This window comes from Pseudomonas sp. 67(2021) (assembly GCF_017491835.1).
Taxonomy (GTDB): Bacteria; Pseudomonadota; Gammaproteobacteria; order Pseudomonadales; family Pseudomonadaceae; genus Aquipseudomonas; species Aquipseudomonas atacamensis.
On record NZ_JAFGYL010000009.1, the window covers coordinates 49,053 to 66,994 of the forward strand.

Consider the following 17,942-nt stretch of genomic DNA (forward strand, 5'->3'; position numbering starts at 1 on the left):
CACTGAATTCGTTTCGAGTCGAGGGTGTACGCACCCTCGATGTGTGTCCGGCGCCGATTGCGACCGGACATGAGTACCTTGATAAGGACTGACGTTTCCCATGTTGACCATCGCACTGTCCAAGGGCCGCATCCTTGACGACACCCTGCCGCTTCTCGCTGAAGCGGGCATCGTGCCGACCGAGAATCCGGACAAGAGCCGCAAGCTGATCATTCCCACGACCCAGGACGACGTGCGTCTGCTGATCGTGCGTGCCACCGACGTGCCGACCTATGTCGAGCATGGCGCGGCCGACCTCGGCGTCGCCGGTAAGGACGTGCTGATGGAATACAGCGGCCAGGGCCTGTACGAGCCGCTGGACCTGCAGATCGCCCAATGCAAGCTGATGACCGCCGGCAAGATCGGCGCGGCCGAGCCCAAGGGCCGTCTGCGCGTGGCGACCAAGTTCGTCAACGTTGCCAAGCGTTATTACGCCGAGCAGGGCCGTCAGGTCGACATCATCAAGCTGTACGGCTCAATGGAGCTGGCGCCGCTGATCGGGCTGGCCGACAAGATCATCGACGTGGTCGACACCGGCAACACCTTGCGCGCCAACGGCCTGGAACCCCAGGAACTGATCGCCACGATCAGCTCGCGTCTGGTGGTCAACAAGGCTTCAATGAAAATGCAGCACGCCCGAATCCAGGCGTTGATCGACACCCTGCGCAACGCAGTGGAATCGCGACACCGCGGCTGATCTACCTGCGCGACCCGAGGTCGCGCCGTCTATCCGCCTCATAGCCAGAATTCTCAGGTGCCCAAGCGGATCGAATGCTAGTTTCGGGCGCCTGAGTTATTTGCCATTCCTATGAGGCTCTCGCTATGACCGCAACCACTGCAATTCGCCGACTCAACGCTGCTGACCCGGATTTCGCGCATCATCTGGATCATCTGCTGAGCTGGGAAAGTGTGTCTGACGACTCGGTCAATCAGCGCGTGCTGGACATCATCAAGGCTGTGCGCGAGCGCGGTGACGCGGCGCTGGTCGAATTCACCCAGAAGTTCGACGGTCTTGAAGTCGCCTCGATGGCCGACCTGATCCTGCCGCGCGAGCGTCTCGAACTGGCCCTGACCCGCATCACGGTGCCGCAGCGCGAGGCTCTGGAAAAAGCCGCCGCCCGCGTGCGCAGCTATCACGAAAAACAGAAGCAGGATTCCTGGAGCTACACCGAGGCTGACGGCACCGTGCTTGGTCAGAAAGTCACGCCACTGGATCGCGCAGGCCTTTACGTGCCGGGCGGCAAGGCCTCGTATCCGTCGTCGGTATTGATGAACGCGATTCCGGCCAAGGTCGCCGGCGTGACCGAAGTGGTCATGGTCGTGCCGACCCCGCGCGGTGAAATCAACGAGCTGGTGCTGGCCGCTGCCTGCATCGCCGGTGTCGACCGCGTGTTCACCATCGGCGGCGCGCAAGCAGTTGCCGCACTGGCTTATGGCACCGAAAGCGTGTCGCGTGTCGACAAGGTTGTCGGCCCGGGCAATATCTATGTAGCCACGGCCAAGCGCCATGTGTTCGGCCAGGTCGGCATCGACATGATCGCCGGCCCTTCGGAAATCCTCGTGGTCTGCGACGGCCAGACCGATCCGGACTGGATTGCCATGGACCTGTTCTCCCAGGCCGAGCACGACGAAGACGCGCAAGCGATTCTGGTCAGCCCCGACGCCGAGTTCCTCGACAAGGTGGCCGCGAGCATCGATAAATTGCTGCCGACCATGGACCGCGCGACCATCATCGAAACTTCGATCAATGGCCGTGGTGCGCTGATTCAGGTGAGCGACATGGCCCAAGCCATCGAAGTCGCCAACCGCATCGCCCCGGAACACCTGGAATTGTCGGTCGCCGATCCACAAGCCTGGCTGCCGCAAATTCGCCACGCCGGTGCGATCTTCATGGGCCGCCACACCTCCGAAGCGTTGGGCGATTACTGCGCCGGTCCGAACCACGTGTTGCCGACTTCCGGCACCGCGCGCTTCTCCTCGCCGCTGGGTGTGTACGACTTCCAGAAGCGCTCGTCGATCATCTTCTGCTCCGAGGCCGGCGCTTCCGAGTTGGGCAAAACTGCATCGGTACTGGCCCGTGGCGAATCGCTGAGCGCGCACGCACGCAGCGCCGAATACCGCATCAAAGACCAAGACTTTCTGAAAGGGCAGGGGAACTGAGCGATGAGTAAATTCTGGAGCCCGTTCGTCAAGGATCTGGTGCCCTACGTGCCGGGCGAACAGCCGAAGCTGACCAAACTGGTCAAGCTCAATACCAACGAAAATCCGTATGGCCCGTCGCCAAAAGCACTGGCGGCGATGCAAGCCGAGCTCAACGATAACCTGCGCCTGTACCCGGACCCGAACAGTGATCTGCTGAAAAACGCCGTGGCCGAATACTACGGCGTGCAAACCAGTCAGGTGTTCCTCGGCAACGGTTCGGACGAAGTGCTTGCGCACATCTTCCACGGCTTGCTGCAACACGATCAGCCGCTGCTGTTCCCGGACATCAGCTACAGCTTCTATCCGGTCTACTGCGGTCTGTACGGGATTGAATTCGACGCGGTGCCGCTGGATGCGCAGTTCCAGATCAACCCGGCCGACTACGCCAAACCGAATGGCGGGATCATTTTTCCCAACCCGAACGCCCCGACCGGGTGCCTGCTGGCGCTGGACGCGGTCGAGCAAATCCTCAAGGCCAGTCCTGATTCGGTCGTAGTCGTGGATGAGGCGTACATCGACTTCGGCGGCGAGACGGCGATAAGTCTGGTGGACCGCTATCCGAATCTGCTGGTGACGCAGACGCTGTCCAAGTCACGCTCGCTGGCCGGCCTGCGTGTCGGTCTGGCGGTAGGGCATCCGGACCTGATCGAAGCGCTGGAGCGGATCAAGAACAGCTTCAACTCCTATCCACTGGATCGTCTGGCGATTGTCGGCGCGGCGGCGGCGTTTGCAGATCGCGAGTATTTCGACAAGACCTGTCGTCAGGTGATCGAGAGCCGCGAATGGGTGGTGGCGCAGTTGCAGGCTAAAGGCTTTGAAGTGCTGCCGTCGGCGGCCAACTTCATCTTCGCTCGCCACCCGCAGCATGATGCGTCGGGCCTGGCGGCCAAGCTGCGCGAGCAGGGCGTGATCGTGCGGCACTTCAAGCAGGAACGGATTGCGCAGTTCTTGCGGATATCGGTGGGGACGCCGGAGCAGAATCAAGCGTTGATTGATGGGCTTGGGGATCTCTAAGCGACACTGAAATTGTGGGAGCGAGCCTGCTCGCGAACGCGGTCTTTCATTCAATGCCAGTGCTGAATGTTGTACCTATTCGCGAGCAGGCTTGCTCCCACATTTGCTCATTGTGTTTATTCGTGATGCGGCTCGCCAAGGAATGTCAGCGAACTGAACAACCCACGACTGTCCACATCCGCGCTGTCCCTCACCGGCACCTCGACCTGCGCCGCAATCACATTCAACCCTTCATTACGCACCAGAACCTGCGCACGCCCATCCTTGTCGGTCTCGGTGCTCAGGGTGTTTGGCGCGCTGCGATAGTCGCCATATAACTTCACCCCCGCCGCCGGTTTGCCATCGAGCAGCACCCGCACCGGTAACGATTTACCCGGCCCGACGGTCAGCGGATCGACCTCCGGCAGGATCAGCAGTTTGATCTGCTCCAGTTTCGGCAACTTCGTCCCCGGCTGATAGATCGCCAGGCTGTACTTGAACGTCTGCGTGGCCTCGGTGGCGCCGGGCACTTTGCTGCGTCCTTCGTTGATCCACTTCTTGTCCGCCGTCTGCGACCACATGCCGTTGTTCAGCGCCACGGCCATCAGCGCCGGCGGCTTCAATGGTTTCAAACGGGCATGATCGGCCAGGCGCTCGACGCTGACCGGGATCATTTTGCCGCCTGCGTCATAAGCCCAGGCACCGCTGATTTTCTGCGCCTTGAAGGCGTTGTCTTCGGCGCCGTGACCGTAGACCACTTCGATGTTGCCGCGTCGCTCCTCTGTCCACAGGCCGTGCGCCGACACCTGACCGGTGAATAGCGCAGCGAGGAGCAGAAGGGATTTGCCGTAGTGCATGGTGACGTCCTTTTACAGGTTGAGTGTCAGGCTGACAGTGAAATTGCGTGGCTCGCCGGGGTTGACCCAGTAGTTGCTGTAAGAGCGCTCGTAGTATTTTTCGTCGAAGATGTTGTTCAGGTTCAGGCCGACCGTGACGTTGTCGCTGGCCTTGTAATGCGCGAGCAAGTCGACGGTCTGGTAGGCCGGCAATTCGAAGTCGCTGCCGGATTCGCCCGAACGATCACCGACGTAGGTGAACGCTGCACCGACGTCTGAACCGCGCAGTCGGCCATCCTGAAATTCATAAACACCCAGCAGACTGCCGCTGCGTTTAGCCACGCCGAGGATGCGGCTGCCGGTAGGAATGGTCGCGTCGCCCTTGGTCACCTCGGCGTCGATGTAGGCGAAGGCGCCAATGACCCGCACTGCGTCGGTCACCTGACCGCTCACTTGCCAATCGAAACCCTGACTGCGCGCCTTGCCCATGGCGCGGCTGGTGTCGGTGCCCGGATCGAGGGCGAGAACGTTTTCCTTGTCGATGTGGAAGAAGGCGAGGGTGCTGCTCACGCGCTCATCGAACAGCTCGTTCTTGATCCCCACTTCGTAACCGACGCCTTCTTCCGGATCGAAGGAATTGCCGGAAGCATCCAGGCCGTTGTTCGGTTTGAACGAGGTCGAGGCGTTGGCGAACAGGCCGGTGTTCGGCGTGAGTTGATAGAGCAGGCCAGCGCGTTGAGTCAGTGCGTCGTGGCGCTGCTGGCTTTTGGCGTTGCGGCTGTGATCGTCGATGCGCTGATCGAAATGCTCGAAGCGCGCGCCGACCATGCCGCGCAGCTTGTCGGTGAAGATGATCTGGTCCTGCAGATTCAGCGCATGACTTTCGACGTGTTCGAAGAAGTCGGTGCCCGAGCGTACGCCATTGGGTTTCGGCTGGCCATAAACCGGCTTATAGATGTCGATGGCGTAGGGGCCGCCAGCAATGGTGGTGACGCGTTCGTCCTTGCGGTAATTCTCGTACTCGGTGCCGATCAGCAATTCATGCTGCCACGGCCCGAGGTCGAACAGACCGCGCAGTTCCAGTTGGGTGATGCTGTCGTGCCAACTCGTATCGCGTTCGCGCAAGCGGCGATTGACCGTGTGGCCGTCGGCGTTCAACGGTCGTGCTTCGGAAGCGTCGCCCCAGAGTTTGCCTTCCTTGTAGTGACTGGCCAGGCGCAGCTTCCAGCTGTCGTTCAGATGGTGCTCAAGAGTGGCCTGGAGCAGGTTGTTGTGGTTGTCGATGTTGCCGTCGTTGGGCTCACCCAAGAACGTCGAACGGGACACGCCGCTCCACTTGTTGTTCGGCGCCACCACACCACGATCGAACGTCGAGTTGTGACGGACGATTTCGCTCTCCACCAGCAGCGAGGTGTCCGGGTTCAACTGCCAACTGATTGAGGGTGCGACGAATACCCGCTGGCTGTCGACGTGGTCGCGAAAGCTGTTGTTGTCTTCTACGGCGAGGTTGATGCGCGAGAGCACATTGCCCTGGTCATCAAGGGGCGTGTTGACGTCCAGCGCGGTGCGGTAGCGATCCCAACTGCCGGCGCTGGTCTGCAAAGTGGTGAACGCTTCGGGCTGCGGCTTCTTGGTGACGATGTTCACCGTGCCGCCGGGATCACCCCGGCCGTACAGGCTGGCGGCCGGGCCCTTGAGCACTTCGATGCGTTCTATATTGGCCGCATCTGGCGTACTCGGATAACCGCGATTGGCACTGAAGCCGTCCTTGTAGAACTCCGAGGTGGTGAAGCCGCGCACGCTGTATTCGTACAGGGTCAGGCCGCCGAAGTTGTTCTGCTTCGATACGCCGCCGGCAAAATCCAGCGCGCGTTCAACGCTGGTGCTGCCCAGATCCGAGAGCACACTGGCCGGAACGACGCTGATGGCTTGTGGGATATCGCGAATCGCCGTGTCGGTTTTGGTCGCACTGGCCGAACGAGTCGCGCGATAACCGCTGACCGGGCCGGTGGGTGATTCGTAGTCGGAAGTGACGCTGATGGCTTCCAGCTCAACGGGCTGCGGCTCATCGGCGAAGGCGGGATCGCAAAGCAAACCCAGAGTCAGGCCCAGCAGCGAGGCCTTTTTGCGAGACGACATGTTATGTTGTTCCAATTGCTAGAATTGAAACAATATAACATGCCTGTTGAGAATGTCTGTTATTCGCGCCACTGGCGCGAAAACATTTTTACTCTTCTTTTTCTTTCACCGGTGCCGGCGGTGGACGCAGGCCGATTTCAGCCGTCAGCTTCAGCTCCTTGCCGTTGCGCATAACCTGAATCGTCACCTTGTCGGTCGGTTTGATCCGCGCCACCTGGTTCATCGAGCGGCGACCATCGCCGGCGGGCTCGCCATCGATGCTCAGAATCACATCGCCCAGTTGCAGGCCGGCTTTCTGCGCCGGGCCGTCACGGAAGATTCCGGCAACGACAATCCCCGGGCGCCCGGACAAGCCAAACGACTCCGCCAGTTCCTGAGTCAGCGGTTGTACTTCGATGCCCAGCCAGCCGCGAATCACCTGACCGTGCTCGATGATCGACTTCATCACTTCCATCGCCAGTTTCACCGGGATGGCAAAACCGATGCCTTGCGAGCCGCCGGATTTGGAAAAGATCGCCGTGTTGATACCGGTGAGGTTGCCGTTGGCATCGACCAGCGCACCGCCGGAGTTGCCCGGGTTGATCGCCGCATCGGTCTGGATGAAGTCTTCGTAGTTGTTCAGGCCCAACTGATTTCGGCCGGTGGCGCTGATGATGCCCATGGTCACGGTCTGGCCGACGCCGAACGGGTTGCCGATGGCCAGCGCGACGTCACCGATGCGAATGCTGTCGGAGCGGCCGACGGTGATTGCCGGGAGGTTTTTCAGGTCGATTTTCAGAACTGCAAGGTCGGTTTCCGGATCGCTGCCAATCACCCGTGCCAGCGTTTCGCGACCATCCTTCAACGCCACAACGATCTGGTCGGCGCCGCTGGTGACGTGGTTGTTGGTGAGGATGTAGCCTTCCGGGCTCATGATCACCCCGGAACCGAGGCTCGATTCCATGCGCTTCTGTTTCGGCGAATTGTCACCGAAGAAGCGGCGGAACTGCGGATCCTCGAACAAAGGATGCGCCGGTTTGTTGATGACCTTGGTGGTGTACAGGTTGACCACCGACGGCGCGGCGATGCCCACCGCGTCCGCATAGGACACCGGCCCCTGCTGCACGATCGTGGTCTGAGGGGCCTGTTGCAGATTGACGTCGAGGCTCGGCAGCCCGACCCACTCGGGGTAACGCTGAATAATCAACAGAGCGATAAGCACACCGGCCAACAGCGGCCAGCCAAAAAAACGCAGCGCCTTGAGCATTAAGCACGTTCCTGGAAAGGTTGCAGGCGAGGTCAGACCGCCCATAATGTCGCGCATTATACGAGGCCGCGCGCGCCTCTGAACGGGATATTTAGGAGTCTTTCATGGCCGTTGCCCTCAGCACCCTCGTCGAAGAAGCCGACCGTTACTTGGGCAGTACGAAAATTGCCGATTATTGCCCCAACGGATTACAGGTCGAAGGCCGCCCGCAGGTGATGCGCATCGTCAGTGGCGTCACCGCCAGCCAGGCGTTGCTCGATGCCGCCGTCGAAGCCGAGGCCGACCTGATCCTGGTCCACCACGGTTATTTCTGGAAAGGCGAAAACCCTTGCGTCACCGGCATGAAACAGCGCCGCTTGAAAACCTTGCTCAAGCACGACATCAGTCTGCTCGCCTATCACCTGCCGCTGGATCTGCACCCGGACGTCGGCAACAACGTGCAACTGGCGCGTCAGCTGGACATCACTGTCGAAGCGCCGCTCGACCCGAGCAATCCGAAAGTCGTCGGGCTGGTCGGCTCGCTGAATGAGCCAATGACTGCGCGGGATTTCGCGCGCAAGGTGCAGGACGTCATGGGCCGCGAGCCGCTGCTGATCGAAGGCAGCGGCATGATCCGCCGCGTCGGCTGGTGCACCGGCGGTGGCCAGGGTTATATCGACCAGGGCGTGGCGGCGGGTGTCGACCTGTTCATCAGCGGCGAGGCCTCCGAGCAGACTTTCCACAGTGCGCGGGAAAACGACATCAGCTTCATCGCCGCCGGCCACCACGCCACTGAACGCTACGGCGTCCAGGCGCTGGGCGAGTATCTGGCGAAACGCTTTGCCCTTGAGCACATCTTTATCGATTGCCCCAACCCGATCTGAGCTCACCGCAAACTCCTGTGGGAGCGAGCCTGCTCGCGAAGGCCTCAGACCTTCAATACAAAGGTGCCTGACAATCCGCTTTCGCGAGCAGGCTCGCTCCCACATTCGGCCCTGACGGGCCGAACTGGCAGGCATATTCATATACCCTTTCGATCTAGTTGGCGTCCTGATTAGAAGAGGTCGCTGTGCTAGGATTCCTCGCTCGAACACGGCCCGCTGGCCGTTCATAAGAAAGCTTTCGTGAGTAGCCATGGTCGACAAACTGACGCATCTGAAACAGCTGGAGGCGGAAAGCATCCACATCATCCGCGAGGTGGCCGCCGAGTTCGATAACCCGGTGATGCTGTACTCCATCGGTAAAGACTCCGCCGTGATGCTGCACCTGGCACGCAAGGCGTTCTTCCCGGGCAAACTGCCGTTTCCGGTGATGCACGTCGACACCCGCTGGAAATTCCAGGAAATGTACAAGTTCCGCGACAAGATGGTCGAAGACTTGGGCCTGGACCTGATCACCCACATCAACCCCGATGGCGTGGCGCAGAACATCAACCCGTTCACCCACGGCAGCGCCAAGCACACCGACATCATGAAAACCGAAGGCCTGAAACAGGCACTCGACAAGCATGGTTTCGATGCAGCGTTCGGCGGCGCCCGTCGCGATGAAGAGAAATCCCGCGCCAAAGAGCGCGTGTACTCGTTCCGCGACAGCAAACACCGCTGGGACCCGAAAAACCAGCGTCCAGAGCTGTGGAACGTCTACAACGGCAAGGTCAACAAGGGCGAATCCATCCGTGTGTTCCCGTTGTCGAACTGGACCGAGCTGGACATCTGGCAGTACATCTATCTCGAAGGCATCCCGATTGTGCCGCTGTACTTTGCCGCCGAACGCGAAGTGATCGAGAAGAACGGCACGCTGATCATGATCGACGACGAGCGCATCCTCGAGCACCTGTCCGATGAAGACAAAGCGCGCATCGTGAAAAAGAAAGTGCGGTTCCGCACCCTTGGCTGCTACCCGTTGACGGGCGCGGTGGAGTCCGAGGCCGAAAGCCTGACGGACATCATTCAGGAAATGCTCCTGACGCGAACTTCCGAGCGCCAGGGCCGGGTCATCGACCACGATGGCGCAGGCTCGATGGAAGACAAAAAACGTCAAGGTTACTTTTAAGCTTCGAGTTACAAGCGGCAAGCTGCAAGTTAAAGGCGGTATGAGTAGCTTTGCAGTTTGGCGCTTGCAGCCGGTTGCTGCGGGCCGGAATCGGATGACTCGTAATGGATTTCGAGAGACTGGTTGTATGGCAGCGAAGCAAATGTCTGGCGGTGAGGATTTTCAAAGAGTTTGCGCGGTGCGGGGATTTTGGATTCAAGGATCAGATCACCCGTTCTGCACTTTCAGTGCCTTCCAATATCGCTGAAGGCATGGAGCGTCGGAGTTGCAAAGAAAAGGTTCATTTTCTTTGGATTGCGAAAGCTTCTTGTGGAGAGCTGCGCACCCAGATCCTGATAGGCCGAGATATCGCTTACATCGCAGAACCACTGGCTGAAAATTGGATTATGGAGACCCGAGAGCTTTCTAGGATGCTGGTTGGGTTGATCAACAAAATTTCTGACTAGCTGTACGCCGACAAGCTTGCCGCTTGAAGCTTACAGCTTGGAGCTTGAATGCAATGAGCCATGCTTCTGATTTGATCAGCGAGGACATCCTCGCCTACCTGGGCCAGCACGAACGTAAAGAGCTGCTGCGCTTTTTAACCTGCGGTAACGTCGATGACGGCAAGAGCACCCTGATCGGGCGCCTGCTGCACGACTCGAAGATGATCTACGAAGATCACCTCGAAGCGATCACCCGCGATTCGAAGAAAGTCGGCACCACCGGTGACGACATCGACCTGGCATTGCTGGTCGACGGTCTGCAGGCCGAGCGTGAGCAGGGCATCACCATTGATGTCGCTTACCGCTATTTCTCCACTGCCAAGCGCAAATTCATCATCGCCGACACCCCCGGCCATGAGCAGTACACCCGCAACATGGCCACCGGTGCGTCCACCTGTGACCTGGCGATCATTCTGGTCGACGCCCGTTACGGCGTGCAGACCCAGACCCGTCGCCACAGCTTCATCGCTTCCCTGCTGGGTATCAAACACATCGTCGTCGCCATCAACAAGATGGACTTGAAGGACTTCGACGAAGGCGTGTTCGAGTCGATCAAGGCCGACTACCTGAAGTTCGCCGAAGGCTTGAAGATGAAGCCGACCAGCATGCACTTCGTGCCGATGTCTGCCCTCAAGGGCGACAACGTGGTGAACAAGTCCGAGCGCTCGCCGTGGTACACCGGTCAGTCGCTGATGGAGATTCTGGAGACTGTGGAAGTCGCCGGCGATCGCAACTTCACCGATCTGCGTTTCCCGGTGCAGTACGTCAACCGTCCGAACCTGAACTTCCGTGGTTTCGCCGGCACCCTGGCCAGCGGCATCGTGCACAAGGGCGACGAAGTCGTGGTGCTGCCGTCGGGCAAGAGCAGCCGGGTGAAGTCCATCGTCACTTTCGAAGGTGAGCTGGAACACGCAGGTCCCGGTCAGGCGGTAACGCTGACCATGGAAGACGAAATCGACATCTCCCGTGGCGACCTGTTGGTGCATGCCGACAACGTGCCGCCGGTGACCGACAGCTTCGAAGCGATGCTGGTGTGGATGGCTGAAGAGCCGATGCTGCCGGGCAAGAAATATGACATCAAACGCGCCACCAGTTACGTGCCGGGCTCGATCGCCAGCATCGTCAACAAGGTCGACGTCAACACGTTGGAAGAAGGCCCGGCGAGCGCGTTGCAGCTCAACGAAATCGGCAAGGTGAAGATCGCGCTCGACGCGCCGATCGCCCTCGACGGTTACGAAAGCAACCGCACCACCGGCGCGTTCATCGTCATCGATCGCTTGACCAACGGCACCGTTGGCGCTGGCATGATCGTCGCGCAGCCAGTGACGCACGGCACCGCCACGCATCACGGCAAACTGGCGCACGTGGCGACTGAAGAACGCGCCCAGCGCTTCGGCCAGCAACCAGCCACCGTGCTGTTCAGCGGCCTGTCCGGTGCGGGCAAAAGCACCCTGGCGTATGCGGTCGAGCGCAAGCTGTTCGACATGGGTCGCGCGGTGTTTGTCCTCGATGGCCAGAACCTGCGTCAGGACCTGAACAAGGGGCTACCGCAGGATCGCGCCGGCCGTACCGAGAACTGGCGTCGAGCCGCGCACGTGGCGCGTCAGTTCAACGAAGCGGGGCTGCTGACCCTGGCCGCGTTCGTCGCGCCAAGTGCCGAAGGTCGCGAGCAGGCCAAGGAGCTGATCGGCCAGGATCGCTTGCTGACGGTCTATGTGCAGGCCTCGCCGACCGTGTGCGCCGAACGTGATCCGCAAGGTCTGTACGCCGCTGGCGGCGACAACATCCCGGGCGAATCCTTCCCGTACGATGTGCCGCTCAACGCCGACCTGGTGATCGACACGCAGTCGCTGAGCCTGGAAGAAAGCGTCAAGCAAGTGCTGGAGCTGTTGCGTCAGCGTGGTGCGATCTAAGGTAGAAGCAGCGACAAGCTTCTAGCTGCAAGCGGCAAGAAAAAGCCCGCCGGTGAGTGATCATCGGCGGGCTTTTTTTGGCCGGGTGATCGTTCCCACGCGCAGCAAAGGAATGCCTCCTTGGACGCTCCGCGTCCGCTTCGGCAGGGACGCGGAGCGTCCCGGGCTGCATTCCCACGCGGAGCGTGGGAACGATCAACTGTGGGAGCGAGCCTGCTCGCTTCCACAGGGGTCAGTGTTTGGCTGGATATTCGCGGTGCATCTGCTCCAGCAACGCATCCTTGTCCAGCCACAGCTGATTGATCCAGCCCTGAAACTGCAAACGGTACTCGCCGTCCTGGTCGTAGTTCTTCCCGATGAAGGCCGGCGGGATTTTGATTTCTTCAAAATGCACCAGCACATCGCGCACATTGCCGCAGAGCAAATCCCAGAACCCCGGACGCCCGGCCGGGTAATGAATTGTCACGTTGACGATCGACTCCAGCTGTTCGCCCATCGCATCCAGCACAAAGGCGATCCCGCCGGCCTTGGGCTTGAGCAGGTACTTGAACGGTGACTGCTGCTGCGCATGCTTGCCTTCGGTGAAGCGTGTGCCTTCGACGAAGTTGAAAATCCCCACCGGGTTATGGCGGAATTTCGCGCAGGTCTTGCGCGTTGTTTCCAGGTCCTTGCCTTTTTTCTCCGGGTGTTTTTCCAGATACGCCTTGGAGTAGCGCTTCATGAACGGAAAGCCCAGCGCCCACCAGGCCAGCCCGATTACCGGAACCCAGATCAGCTCCTGCTTGAGGAAGAACTTCAGCGGCTGAATCTTGCGGTTGAGCACGTATTGCAGCACCAGAATATCCACCCAGCTCTGGTGGTTGCTGGTGATCAGGTACGAGTGCTGATAGTCGAGGCCTTGCAGACCGCTGAGGTGCCAGCGGGTGCGCCGTACCAGATTCATCCAGCCTTTGTTATTGCTGATCCACGCCTCGTGGGTGTGGCTCATCAGCCAACCGGCGATGCGCTGGGTAAAGGCAAACGGCAAAGCCTTGACCAGCGCCACGCAGAACAGGAACGAGCACAGCAGAAGCGTGTTGAGCGCCAACAGCAGCGAGGCGATCACGCCGCGCAACGGTGCAGGGAGAAAGTCCAGCATTTACACATCCATAGGTCGGTTGGCGGCTTGAATCGCGGTGAGCGCGATGGTGTAGACGATGTCATCGACTTGCGCGCCGCGCGGCAGGTCGTTCACCGGTTTGCGCAGGCCTTGCAGCATCGGCCCGAGGCTGACGCAATCGGCGCTGCGCTGTACGGCTTTGTGCGTGGTGTTGCCGGTGTTCAGATCGGGGAACACAAACACCGTGGCGCGCCCGGCGACCTGACTGTTCGGCGCCAGTTGCCGCGCCACGTCGGCGTTCGCGGCAGCGTCGTACTGCAACGGGCCGTCGATCAACAGCGAGTTTTGTTGCTCATGAGCGAGCAGAGTCGCCTCGCGGACTTTCTCGACTTCTTCACCGCGCGCCGATTCGCCGCTGGAATAGCTGATCATCGCCACCCGTGGGGTGATGCCGAATGCGGCCGCCGAGTCAGCGCTTTGCAGGGCGATCTCGGCCAGTTCCGCGGCGCTCGGGTGCGGGTTCATCACGCAGTCGCCGTAGACCAGCACTTCTTCCGGGAACAGCATGAAGAATACCGACGACACCAGCGTGCAGCCCGGTGCGGTCTTGATCAATTGCAAGGCCGGGCGGATGGTATTGGCGGTGGTGTTGATCACACCCGAAACCAGGCCGTCGACCTCATCCAGCGCAAGCATCATGGTGCCGATCACCACGGTGTCTTCCAGTTGTTGCTCGGCCATCGGTGCGTTGAGGCTTTTGCTCTTGCGCAGGGCGACCATCGGCTCGACGTAACGCTCGCGGATGTGGTCCGGGTCAAGGATTTCCAGACCCGGCGGCAGCACGATGCCTTGCGCGCGGGCGACCGCTTCGACGTCTTCGGGTTTGGCCAACAGCACGCAGCGGGCAATCCCGCGTTCCTGACAGATCGCCGCCGCTTGCACGGTGAACGGCTCGCTGCCTTCGGGCAGCACGATGCGCTTGTTCGCCGCTTGCGCGCGCTGGATCAATTGATAACGGAACACTGCCGGCGACAGGCGCATCTCCCGAGGCGTGCCGCAGCGCTGGTGCAGCCAGTTGGCGTCGAGGTGGCTGGCGACGAAATCAGTGATGATCTCCGCGCGCTCGCGGTCATCGATCGGGATTTCCTTGTTCAGGCCATTGAGCAGATTGGCGGTGTCGTACGAGCCGGTGCTCACCGACAACACCGGCAAACCGGCCTGCAACGCGCCCCGGCACAGGTCCATGATGCGCGGGTCGGGCAGGGTGTCGCTGGTCAGCAGCAGGCCGGCCAGCGGCACGCCGTTGATCGCGGCGAGGCTGACGGCGAGGATGATGTCGTCGCGATCACCCGGCGTCACCACCAGCACGCCGGGCTTGAGCAGCTCGACGGTGTTGCGCATGGTTCGTGCGCAAATGATGATTTTGCTCATGCGCCGGGTTTCGTAGTCGCCGGCATTGAGCACTTGCGCGCCCATCAGGTCGGCGACGTCGCGGGTGCGCGGCGCATTGAGTTCCGGCTGAAACGGGATGCAGCCAAGCAAGCGGAAATCACCGCTGCGCAGCAACGGCGAATGCTCCTTCAGGCGCGTGGCGAAGGCGTCCATGCTCTCGTCGGTCTTGACCTTGTTGAGGATCACCCCGAGGACCTTCGGATCCTTCGGGCCGCCGAACAATTGAGCCTGAAGCTCGACACGGCCAGAAAGCTCGGCGAGCACTTCGTTTTCCGGCGCCGAGACCAGAATCACCTCGGCATCCAGGCTCTTGGCCAGGTGCAGATTGACCCGCGCGGCGTAACTGGCGCTGCGGGTCGGCACCATGCCTTCTACCACCAGCACGTCTTTGCCGACCGCCGCTTGCTGATACAGGGCGATGATTTCTTCGAGCAATTCGTCGAGCTGACCGTCGCCGAGCATGCGTTCGACGTGCGCCAGCCCCAACGGCTGCGGCGGTTTCAGGCCATGGGTGCGCGCCACCAGTTCGGTGGAACGCTCAGGGCCAGTGTCGCCCGGATGTGGCTGGGCGATCGGTTTGAAGAAGCCGACTTTGAGACCGGCGCGTTCAAGCGTGCGCACCAGCCCGAGGCTGATGGAGGTCAGACCCACGCCAAAATCGGTGGGGGCGATAAAAAAAGTTTGCATGGGAATTCTCTATGCAAGGGTGTCAGCCTATGTCTGGCCGACTACCGAAATTCAGTCGCCAAGGTTAGCGCTAACCGAGCCTTGTGCACACCAACCGCAGGCAAAGGGTTGACCTGTTTTTTCAATACGTTGCGCCGGATCCAGAACCCAGGCGCGGGTTTGCCACGGCGGCTGGTGGCGCAGGTGCTGGGTGTGGCCACAGGAAAGCTCGACCACCCAATGGCCATCTTCGTCCTGATGGAAGCCGGTGATGGTCGAAACCCGTTTGTCCGGGTTGTGGTCGCTTTCACGCGATTGCTTCGCTAAACTTGGCCTTTCTATACTCTTATGCAAAAGGTCTCGCCCCATGCTGATCGCCGCCAATAAGGCTGTCTCCATCGACTATACCCTGACCAACGACGCTGGTGAGGTCATCGACAGCTCCGCCGGCGGCGCTCCGCTGGTTTACCTGCAAGGCGCAGGCAACATCATCCCGGGCCTGGAAAAAGCCCTTGAAGGCAAAGCTGTCGGCGACGAGCTGAAAGTAGCCGTTGAGCCGGAAGACGCTTACGGTGAATACGCCGCTGAACTGGTCAGCACCCTGAGCCGCAGCATGTTCGAAGGCGTTGACGAGCTGGAAGTCGGCATGCAGTTCCACGCTTCGGCGCCGGACGGCCAGATGCAGATCGTCACCATCCGTGATCTGGACGGCGACGACGTCACCGTTGATGGCAACCACCCTCTGGCCGGTCAGCGCCTGAACTTCGAAGTGAAGATCGTTGATATCCGTGACGCCAGCCAGGAAGAAATCGCTCATGGTCACGTCCATGGCGAAGGTGGCCATCACCACTGATTTTCTGCGCTAAGCTTCGAGTACTGGAGAGGCGCCTGTGGGCGCCTTTTTAGTCCGCGGCTGTCCTTGGTGGCCTCGCCAAGTGGCTGTTTCGAGTAGAACACGAGAATCCTGGAGTTCGGCATGAGTGCTTTTCACGACCTTAAGTTGACAGCCCTGGATGGTCAGGAGCTACCGCTGGCGCCGTTCAAGGGCCAAGTCGTGCTGGTGGTCAACGTGGCCTCCAAATGCGGCTTGACCCCTCAGTACGCGGCACTGGAAAACCTCTACCAGCAATACAAAGATAAAGGCTTTGCTGTGCTGGGCCTGCCGTGCAACCAGTTTGCCGGTCAGGAGCCAGGCTCGGAGAAAGAGATCCAGGAGTTCTGCAGCCTCAACTATGGCGTGACCTTTCCGTTGTCGAGCAAGCTCGAAGTCAACGGCCACGAGCGGCATCAGTTGTATCGCCTGCTGGCGGGCGAGGGCGCCGAATTTCCCGGTGACATCACCTGGAACTTCGAAAAGTTTCTGCTCGGCAAGGATGGCCGGGTACTGGCGCGGTTCTCGCCGCGCACGGCGCCGGATGATCCGACAGTGATTGCCGCGATCGAAAAAGCCTTAGCCTGAATCAGAAAATCGCAGCATTGAGCTGCGATTTTTTTTGCCTGCCTTTTGACCCTTAATCATTCAGATCAATAGTGCTGTCACGCAAAGGACGTGGCGGATATTATCGCCGTCATATCGATTCATGCCTGTCGCCAACGTTTTCGTGGAGCCTCTCGATGCCTGTTCAAGCCCTGTTCAAACCGTTCCATCTCGGTGCCCTCGAACTGCCGACCCGCGTGGTCATGGCGCCAATGACCCGTTCGTTTTCGCCGGGCGGTGTGCCGAATTCCAAAGTCATTGAGTACTACCGTCGTCGTGCGGCCGCCGGGGTTGGTCTGATCATCACCGAAGGCACCACCGTCGGCCACATCGCGGCCAACGGCTATCCTAACGTGCCGCAATTTTTCGGTGACGCGCCGCTGGCCGGCTGGAAAAAGGTTGTCGACGCCGTGCACGCCGAGGGCGGCAAGATCGTCCCGCAACTGTGGCATGTCGGCAGCGTACGCCGCCTCGGCACCGAGCCGGACGCCAGCGTGCCGGGCTACGGTCCGTCGGAAAAACTCAAGGACGGTCAGGTCGTGGTGCACGGCATGACTAAGCAGGACATCCAGGACGTGATCGCTGCGTTTGCCCAGGCTGCCAAAGATGCGCAAAGCATCGGCATGGACGGTGTGGAAATCCATGGCGCCCACGGTTATCTGATCGACCAGTTCTTCTGGGAAGGCAGCAATCAGCGCAGCGACGAATACGGTGGCAGCCTGGCCAACCGTTCGCGTTTTGCCATCGAGTTGATTCAAGCAGTGCGCGCAGCCGTCGGTGAGGGTTTCCCGATCATCTTCCGCTTCTCGCAATGGAAGCAGCAGGATTACACCGCGCGTCTGGTACAAACCCCCGAAGCGCTGGGCGAGTTTCTCAAGCCGCTGTCAGACGCTGGCGTGGACATTTTCCACTGCTCGACCCGACGCTTCTGGGAGCCGGAGTTCGACGGCTCGGATCTGAACCTTGCTGGCTGGACCCGCAAGCTGACCGGCAAACCGACCATCACCGTGGGCAGCGTCGGCCTGGACGGCGAGTTCTTGCAGTTCATGGTCAACACCGACAAGGTCGCGCAACCGGCCAGCCTGGAAAACCTGCTGGAGCGTCTGAACAAAGAAGAGTTTGACCTGGTAGCAGTGGGCCGCGCGCTGCTGGTCGATCCGGACTGGGCGCAGAAAGTCCGTGAAGGGCGTGAGCAGGACATTCTGCCGTTCAGTCGTGAGGCGTTGATGACCTTGGTCTAAGCGGCGCCAGTTCGAACCATTCGCGAGCAGGCTCGCTCCCACCTTCGACCGCATTCCATCTGAAAGAATGCAGTACCCATGTGGGAGCGAGCCTGCTCGCGAAAGCTGTTTCTAAGTCGCCGA

At 60.3% G+C, this 17,942-nt stretch carries 16 protein-coding genes; 10 read left to right on the forward strand and 6 right to left on the reverse strand.

The genetic code is table 11. The features are described 5' to 3' along the window. Positions 1-100 precede the first annotated feature (100 nt). The 3 genes from hisG to hisC all read left to right on the forward strand — a co-directional run bounded on the left by hisG (position 101) and on the right by hisC (position 3,255). Positions 101-736, forward strand: a complete 636-nt coding sequence (gene hisG, locus J5M66_RS13465) for an ATP phosphoribosyltransferase (protein WP_016771668.1) — start codon at positions 101-103, stop codon at positions 734-736. 125 nt (positions 737-861) lie between these two features. After that, positions 862-2,199, forward strand: coding sequence for a histidinol dehydrogenase (hisD, locus tag J5M66_RS13470; protein ID WP_207808497.1), 1,338 nt, complete (start codon positions 862-864; stop codon positions 2,197-2,199). Between the two features lie 3 nt (positions 2,200-2,202). Further along, entirely contained in the window at positions 2,203-3,255 is a 1,053-nt protein-coding gene (hisC, locus tag J5M66_RS13475) for a histidinol-phosphate transaminase (protein WP_122881958.1), read from the forward strand. 116 nt (positions 3,256-3,371) lie between these two features. On the opposite strand, the gene J5M66_RS13480 is transcribed toward hisC, so the two are convergent. The 3 genes from J5M66_RS13480 to algW form a co-directional block, all read right to left on the reverse strand. Continuing rightward, positions 3,372-4,091 carry a DUF4198 domain-containing protein gene (locus J5M66_RS13480; RefSeq protein WP_123443396.1) on the reverse strand — a complete coding sequence of 240 codons (720 nt, stop codon included), beginning with the start codon at positions 4,089-4,091 and terminating at the stop codon, positions 3,372-3,374. Positions 4,092-4,103: 12 nt separating this feature from the next. Next, the gene (locus tag J5M66_RS13485) at positions 4,104-6,209 is read right to left on the reverse strand and encodes a TonB-dependent siderophore receptor (protein WP_123443397.1); all 2,106 of its coding nucleotides are present in this window, start codon (positions 6,207-6,209) and stop codon (positions 4,104-4,106) included. A gap of 88 nt (positions 6,210-6,297) precedes the next feature. Beyond that, the gene (gene algW, locus J5M66_RS13490; protein WP_016770590.1) at positions 6,298-7,455 is read right to left on the reverse strand and encodes a Do family serine endopeptidase AlgW; all 1,158 of its coding nucleotides are present in this window, start codon (positions 7,453-7,455) and stop codon (positions 6,298-6,300) included. Between the two features lie 104 nt (positions 7,456-7,559). On the opposite strand from algW, the gene J5M66_RS13495 reads away from it, so the two are divergent. From J5M66_RS13495 to cysN, 4 genes are all read left to right on the forward strand, one after another. Then, complete coding sequence (locus J5M66_RS13495) at positions 7,560-8,318, forward strand: Nif3-like dinuclear metal center hexameric protein (protein WP_206421049.1); 759 nt, start codon at positions 7,560-7,562, stop codon at positions 8,316-8,318. 250 nt (positions 8,319-8,568) lie between these two features. Next, positions 8,569-9,486, forward strand: coding sequence for a sulfate adenylyltransferase subunit CysD (cysD, locus tag J5M66_RS13500; protein WP_016771664.1), 918 nt, complete (start codon positions 8,569-8,571; stop codon positions 9,484-9,486). A 104-nt stretch (positions 9,487-9,590) separates the two neighbouring features. Further along, complete coding sequence (locus J5M66_RS13505; RefSeq protein WP_039759341.1) at positions 9,591-9,932, forward strand: four helix bundle protein; 342 nt, start codon at positions 9,591-9,593, stop codon at positions 9,930-9,932. Between the two features lie 53 nt (positions 9,933-9,985). Further along, the gene (gene cysN / locus J5M66_RS13510; protein WP_207808496.1) at positions 9,986-11,884 is read left to right on the forward strand and encodes a sulfate adenylyltransferase subunit CysN; all 1,899 of its coding nucleotides are present in this window, start codon (positions 9,986-9,988) and stop codon (positions 11,882-11,884) included. Between the two features lie 232 nt (positions 11,885-12,116). Here cysN and J5M66_RS13515 read toward each other — a convergent pair whose 3' ends face one another. The 3 genes from J5M66_RS13515 to J5M66_RS13525 are packed head-to-tail and all read right to left on the reverse strand — an operon-like array spanning position 12,117 to position 15,500. Next, positions 12,117-13,022 carry an acyltransferase gene (locus J5M66_RS13515; protein WP_207808494.1) on the reverse strand — a complete coding sequence of 302 codons (906 nt, stop codon included), beginning with the start codon at positions 13,020-13,022 and terminating at the stop codon, positions 12,117-12,119. After that, positions 13,023-15,122, reverse strand: a complete 2,100-nt coding sequence (gene pta / locus J5M66_RS13520; protein WP_024011632.1) for a phosphate acetyltransferase — start codon at positions 15,120-15,122, stop codon at positions 13,023-13,025. It abuts the gene before it with no gap. A 51-nt stretch (positions 15,123-15,173) separates the two neighbouring features. Continuing rightward, entirely contained in the window at positions 15,174-15,500 is a 327-nt protein-coding gene (locus J5M66_RS13525; protein ID WP_207808492.1) for a DUF3565 domain-containing protein, read from the reverse strand. Here J5M66_RS13525 and J5M66_RS13530 point away from each other — a divergent pair. The 3 genes from J5M66_RS13530 (at position 15,469) to J5M66_RS13540 (ending at position 17,819) form a co-directional block, all read left to right on the forward strand. After that, positions 15,469-15,954, forward strand: a complete 486-nt coding sequence (locus tag J5M66_RS13530) for a peptidylprolyl isomerase (RefSeq protein ID WP_016771661.1) — start codon at positions 15,469-15,471, stop codon at positions 15,952-15,954. The two genes, J5M66_RS13525 and J5M66_RS13530, sit on opposite strands and share 32 nt — an antisense overlap. 123 nt (positions 15,955-16,077) lie before the next feature. Further along, positions 16,078-16,560, forward strand: a complete 483-nt coding sequence (locus tag J5M66_RS13535) for a glutathione peroxidase (protein WP_016771660.1) — start codon at positions 16,078-16,080, stop codon at positions 16,558-16,560. 155 nt (positions 16,561-16,715) lie between these two features. Continuing rightward, positions 16,716-17,819 carry an NADH:flavin oxidoreductase gene (locus tag J5M66_RS13540; protein WP_186568098.1) on the forward strand — a complete coding sequence of 368 codons (1,104 nt, stop codon included), beginning with the start codon at positions 16,716-16,718 and terminating at the stop codon, positions 17,817-17,819. Positions 17,820-17,942: the final 123 nt, after the last annotated feature.

What these genes read in the sequence shown, in the direction of transcription:
- hisG (WP_016771668.1), top strand. Translation starts at nt 101, where the DNA reads ATGTTGACCATCGCACTGTCCAAGGGCCGCATCCTTGACGACACCCTG.
- J5M66_RS13540 (WP_186568098.1), top strand. Translation starts at nt 16,716, where the DNA reads ATGCCTGTTCAAGCCCTGTTCAAACCGTTCCATCTCGGTGCCCTCGAA.
- J5M66_RS13535 (WP_016771660.1), top strand. Translation starts at nt 16,078, where the DNA reads ATGAGTGCTTTTCACGACCTTAAGTTGACAGCCCTGGATGGTCAGGAG.
- cysD (WP_016771664.1), top strand. Translation starts at nt 8,569, where the DNA reads ATGGTCGACAAACTGACGCATCTGAAACAGCTGGAGGCGGAAAGCATC.
- algW (WP_016770590.1), bottom strand. Translation starts at nt 7,455, where the DNA reads ATGCTCAAGGCGCTGCGTTTTTTTGGCTGGCCGCTGTTGGCCGGTGTG.
- hisD (WP_207808497.1), top strand. Translation starts at nt 862, where the DNA reads ATGACCGCAACCACTGCAATTCGCCGACTCAACGCTGCTGACCCGGAT.
- J5M66_RS13480 (WP_123443396.1), bottom strand. Translation starts at nt 4,091, where the DNA reads ATGCACTACGGCAAATCCCTTCTGCTCCTCGCTGCGCTATTCACCGGT.
- J5M66_RS13505 (WP_039759341.1), top strand. Translation starts at nt 9,591, where the DNA reads ATGGATTTCGAGAGACTGGTTGTATGGCAGCGAAGCAAATGTCTGGCG.
- J5M66_RS13525 (WP_207808492.1), bottom strand. Translation starts at nt 15,500, where the DNA reads ATGGAGACAGCCTTATTGGCGGCGATCAGCATGGGGCGAGACCTTTTG.
- J5M66_RS13495 (WP_206421049.1), top strand. Translation starts at nt 7,560, where the DNA reads ATGGCCGTTGCCCTCAGCACCCTCGTCGAAGAAGCCGACCGTTACTTG.
- J5M66_RS13485 (WP_123443397.1), bottom strand. Translation starts at nt 6,209, where the DNA reads ATGTCGTCTCGCAAAAAGGCCTCGCTGCTGGGCCTGACTCTGGGTTTG.
- J5M66_RS13530 (WP_016771661.1), top strand. Translation starts at nt 15,469, where the DNA reads ATGCTGATCGCCGCCAATAAGGCTGTCTCCATCGACTATACCCTGACC.
- hisC (WP_122881958.1), top strand. Translation starts at nt 2,203, where the DNA reads ATGAGTAAATTCTGGAGCCCGTTCGTCAAGGATCTGGTGCCCTACGTG.
- cysN (WP_207808496.1), top strand. Translation starts at nt 9,986, where the DNA reads ATGAGCCATGCTTCTGATTTGATCAGCGAGGACATCCTCGCCTACCTG.
- pta (WP_024011632.1), bottom strand. Translation starts at nt 15,122, where the DNA reads ATGCAAACTTTTTTTATCGCCCCCACCGATTTTGGCGTGGGTCTGACC.
- J5M66_RS13515 (WP_207808494.1), bottom strand. Translation starts at nt 13,022, where the DNA reads ATGCTGGACTTTCTCCCTGCACCGTTGCGCGGCGTGATCGCCTCGCTG.